General features: G+C 61.8%; 5 protein-coding genes. All 5 read left to right on the forward strand.

Annotated features, from left to right (window positions below):
* On the forward strand, positions 1-1,380 hold a 1,380-nt coding region (locus KDH09_13300; GenBank protein ID MCB0220670.1), incomplete at its 5' end, for an MMPL family transporter.
* Positions 1,380-2,753: a hypothetical protein gene (locus KDH09_13305; protein ID MCB0220671.1), complete on the forward strand. Its 1,374-nt coding sequence runs from the start codon at positions 1,380-1,382 to the stop codon at positions 2,751-2,753. The genes KDH09_13300 and KDH09_13305, both read left to right, overlap by 1 nt.
* Before the next feature lie 160 nt (positions 2,754-2,913).
* On the forward strand, positions 2,914-3,126 hold the full coding sequence (rpmE, locus tag KDH09_13310; protein MCB0220672.1) for a 50S ribosomal protein L31: 213 nt from the start codon (positions 2,914-2,916) through the stop codon (positions 3,124-3,126).
* Between the two features lie 103 nt (positions 3,127-3,229).
* Positions 3,230-4,318 (forward strand): peptide chain release factor 1, encoded by a 1,089-nt coding sequence (prfA, locus tag KDH09_13315; protein MCB0220673.1) that lies wholly within the window; start codon positions 3,230-3,232, stop codon positions 4,316-4,318.
* An 8-nt stretch (positions 4,319-4,326) separates the two neighbouring features.
* Positions 4,327-4,823 (forward strand): peptide chain release factor N(5)-glutamine methyltransferase (locus KDH09_13320; protein MCB0220674.1); only part of this gene is annotated, 497 nt, incomplete at its 3' end.

Raw genomic sequence — 4,823 nt, forward strand, 5'->3', positions numbered from 1 at the left:
ACGGCGGCCGGATTTTTCTCGTTCTCAACCAGCCCGGTGGTCCCGATTCAGCACCTGGGCATCTATGCGGGCCTTGGCTGCCTGTTTGCCTTCGTGGTGACGGTGATGCTGATTCCCGCGCTGCTCTCCCTGCTGCCAATGCCCGACGCCGCGCGTACCGAGCGTTACCACGAGGGTATCGTCTCACGCTCGCTGGAGAGCCTGGGGGACTGGGTGGAGCGAAACGCGGGCGCCGTGCTCGGTGTGAGCGCCGCGCTCTTTGCCGCGTCGATCATCGGCATCTCCATGGTGAATGTAGAAGGCAACACCATGGCCTACCTCTCCAAGGATCATTGGGTGCGCCAGGCCATCACCTTCATGCAGGATCGCCTGGGTGGACTTTCGAGCTTCGAGGTGGTCTTCAGCGGTGATGAGGACACGGCGAAGGACCCGGTCCTTCTGCGCGCCATCGATCAGATGCAGCGTGAGATTCTTGAAGATCCGCAGGTCTCCAACAGCTTCTCCCATGTGAACTACCTCAAGGACATCAACCAGTCGCTCAACGAGGGACGCCCGGAGATGAACCGCGTACCCAAGACGAGCGACATGGTGGCGCAGTACCTGCTGCTGGCCGAGACGTCCGGTGACGACGACATCAACCGCTTCGTGAACTACGACTACTCGAAGGTGCGCGTCACCTCGCGCTGTCCGGCCACGCTCAGCAAAGAGTACCTGGACATGATGGACCGCGCGCAGGAAATTGTGACCGACGCCGTGCGGGTCAGCGGCGTGCAGGCGAACATCACGGGAGTCGTGCCGCTCTATGCGAAATTCGACCGGCTCCTGCTCAGCAGCCAGATGCAGTCGCTCGCGCTGGCATTTTTCATCATCTACCTGTTCATGACGGTGCTGATGAAGAGCTGGAAGATCGGGCTGCTCTCCATGATTCCCAATGGCCTGCCGATCTTCATGACGCTCGCGCTGATGGGCTACTTCGGATTCAACCTCGATGCGGCGACGGTGATGATCGCGGGCATTGCGCTGGGAATCGCGGTGGACGATACCGTCCACTATCTCAATCGTTTCCACGTGGAGCTGGGCAAGGCCGACTGGAACTACTCCGAGGCCGCCCGCCGGGCCACTCACGTCGTGGGGCGCCCGATCTTCTTTACGTCCGTGATCCTGCTCGTGGGTTTTGGCGTGCTGGTCTTTGGCAACTTCCGTCCGACCCGCATGTTCGGATACCTCACGGGACTGACCATGATTTTCGCGCTGATCGGCGACCTGGTGTTGCTGCCGGCGCTTCTGCTCAAGCTCAAGCCGTGGGGGGATGCGCCCGCCACGCAGGCCGAGATCGGCCCGGCATTGGCCGGCGGCCCGGAACAGGGGGGAATCGCATGATGAGGCACGTGCGCAAACTGGGGCTGATTTTCCTGGGAGTTTTGCTGGCAGCGCTTCCGCGGGAGGCGGCCGCCATTGAACTCACGGAAAATCTGACCCTCAATGGCTACGTTCACTACGAACACTTCAGCTTCATCAAAAACACTGGCTCTCCGAAAATCGACAGCCGCAATGAAGTCGCATTCCATACCGAGTGGGTTTTCTACGGCGACGACATCAAGGCTTTTGTTGCGCCGGAGTTCCGCTTCGACGGCAGCGACGAGGACCGCAACGACATTTTCCTCGATGAAGCCTGGATGGACTACTACAGCGAATACGTCGACTTTCGCATCGGCAAGCAGATCATTTCCTGGGGGCGCGCCGACACCATTCGTCCCACCGACGTGTGGAAGATCAAGGATTTCACCGACTTCTTCGAAGAAGAAGAGGAAGGCATCGTCGCCCTGCAGGCCCGCGGATTTGTGGGCGACTTCACGCTGACCGGAATCTGGGTGCCTTACTTCCAGCCGGACACCCTGCCGCTGACGAAGGAAAACAGTCGCTTTTTCCCTTCGACCTTCTTTCCGACCCTTGTGCCGAACGGGCAGGCGGCTTTTGGACTGACCTCCACCGGGCCCTACAACATTGAATATGTTGACGATAACTCCCTGTTCCCCGATGACGGGGTGAAGTCCTCGGAGTTCGGCGCAAAGATCGACTACACGTGGGAGGGCTGGGACTTCTCGCTTAGCTACGGCTACCTCCACGACCGGATCGCAACTTTCTTCCTCGGGCCCAATTTTGTTTCCGAGACCGTGAACCCGTTTCCGGGCGGTACCAGCAATGCCGTCTTCGCCCTGCAGGAAGAACACAGCCGCATCCACATGATTGCAACCGACGGGGCCACCACGGTGGGCCAGCTCGGCATCCGCTGGGAGGCCGCCTACTTCATCACGAGCGATCATGACGGGACCAACCCGCTGATCGACGACCCCTACCTGCAGGCCACCGGCGGATTCGACTACACCTTCACCAACGTCATCGGCGATCAGGACGTGATGATCCTCATCCAGTACGCCACTGATCAGGAACTGCCCAAGCAGGGGCAGAAGAACATTCGCGCCGGTGCCAACCTGCGCCACTTCTTCGAGCACGCGACCCTCTCGGTGATCGAGTGGAAGTTCAGCGAGTATTTCAAGATCCAGGCCCGGGCCTTCATCAACCTTCGGAACGCCGACCACCAGATCGAGCCCGAGGTCCAGTGGAGCCCGGCCGACGGCCTGACCCTGACCGTGACGGGCCAGATCGTGGGCGGTATCGGGGGCAAGGACAGCTTCTTCACCGCCTTTGAGGACGAAGATCGCGTCCAGGCGCGTGTCGAATATGCCTTCTAGGACAGGCAGAGCCCTGTTTTGAGGGCTTTGGCTGCACGTGGATACGGCCCGGGAAGGGCGCCCCTTGCGCCGGTCGGGCGGATTGTCTATAAAGGCCGCTCCCGAATTGCCCAAACCGGCTGTTTGGGACTGATTGGGTAAAGAACCGGAGAAGAAGACCATGCAAGCGGGAATTCACCCCAACTACGCACCTGTCAAAATCACCTGCGCGTGCGGTGCCGTCTTTGAGACGCGCTCCACCAGCGGCGATTTTTCGCTGGATATCTGTTCGCAGTGCCATCCGTTCTACACGGGCAAGCAGAAGCTTGTCGATACCGCGGGCCGGGTTGAGCGCTTCCGTCGGAAATACGGTAAGACCGAAGACAAAAAGTAGCGACCCCAGAGTTTCCAAAGCCGCCCGCAGACGCCAAGTGCAGTCGCGGGCGGTTTTGTTTTATGAGCTGAATGCGCTCTGATAGCGCCGGCCGGATAGAGTCATGTTCGAGAAACTTGCGGAAATCGAGACCCGTTTCCAGGAAGTGGAAAAACTCCTCTCGGACCCCAGTGTGGTGTCCGACCGGGACCGCTTTACCAAACTCTCGCGTGAACACTCCGAACTCGAACCCCTCATGGGCGCGTGGGCCATCCTGCGCAAGACCCGCGAGGAGATGGCCTCCCACAAGGAACTTCTCGAAGAAGAGAGCGACGAAGACCTGCGCGAGCTGGTCAAGGCCGAGCTGCCCGAGCTCGAAGCGCGTGCCGAAGAACTCGAAGCCGAGATCAAGGTCATGCTGCTGCCCAAGGATCCCAACGACGACAAGAACGTCATCCTGGAAGTCCGGGCCGGCACGGGCGGTGACGAAGCGACGCTTTTTGCCGCCGACCTCTACCGCATGTACACCCGCTACGCAGAGCTTCGCGGCTGGAAGGTCGAAGTACTGTCCATGTCCGAGTCCGAGGTGGGCGGCTTCAAGGAAGTCATCGCGCTCATCAAGGGGGCGGGCGCCTATTCGCGCCTGAAGTTCGAGGCGGGCACCCACCGCGTCCAGCGCGTCCCCAAGACCGAGGCCCAGGGACGCATCCACACCTCTGCCTGCACCGTCGCGGTGCTCCCGGAGGCCGAGGACGTGGAGGTGAACATCGACCCCAACGACCTGCGTATCGACGTCTATCGAAGCTCGGGGCCCGGCGGGCAGAGCGTGAACACGACCGACTCGGCCGTGCGCGTCACCCACGTGCCGACAGGGCTCGTCGTGAGCTGTCAGGACGAGAAGAGCCAGCACAAGAACAAGGCCAAGGCGCTCAAGATCCTCAGTTCGCGCCTGCTGGAAAAAATGCAGGACGAGCAGGACGAGGCCATCGCCGGGCAGCGACGCAAGATGGTGGGCAGCGGCGATCGCAGCGAGCGCATCCGCACCTACAACTTCCCGCAGGAGCGCCTGACCGACCACCGCATCAACCTGACGCTCTACAAGCTCACGCAGGTGCTCGAGGGGAATCTCGACGAGGTGATCGACCCGCTGATCGCCCACTACCGGGCAGAGATGCTCAAGGCAGAGGAAGGATCCGCGGCCGCCGCTTCCTGAGCGCGACCGTGAATAGCGTCATGGTGGCAAGCGGCGGCGGAAAGCCAGAGCGATGGACCATCCGGCGCCTGATCCAGACCACGGCGGAGTACCTGGAGAGCAAGGGCTCGCCGAGCGCGCGGCTCGATACCGAGCTGCTGCTCGCGCGGGCGCTCGACACCGACCGGGTGCAGCTCTACCTGCGGATGGACCAGCCACTGCTTCCCGCGGAGCTCGACGCCTTCCGGGCACTTGTTCGCCGCCGTGCCGCCCACGAACCGGTGGCCTATATTCTCGGCCGGCGCGATTTTTACGGGGTGAGCCTGGAAGTTGGCCCCGCGGTGCTCATCCCCCGGCCGGAAACCGAAGTTCTGGTCGACGCCGTGCTTGAGGAGTTGCCGGAAGATTCGCAGGCGCGGATTCTCGACATCGGCACCGGCAGTGGGGCCATCGCGTTGGCGGTGCTGAAAGAGCGCCCGGGCGTGAGCGCGGTCGCCACGGATGTCTCGTCGGAGGCGCTGGCGCT

This window comes from Chrysiogenia bacterium (genome assembly GCA_020434085.1).
Classification (GTDB): Bacteria; JAGRBM01; JAGRBM01; order JAGRBM01; family JAGRBM01; genus JAGRBM01.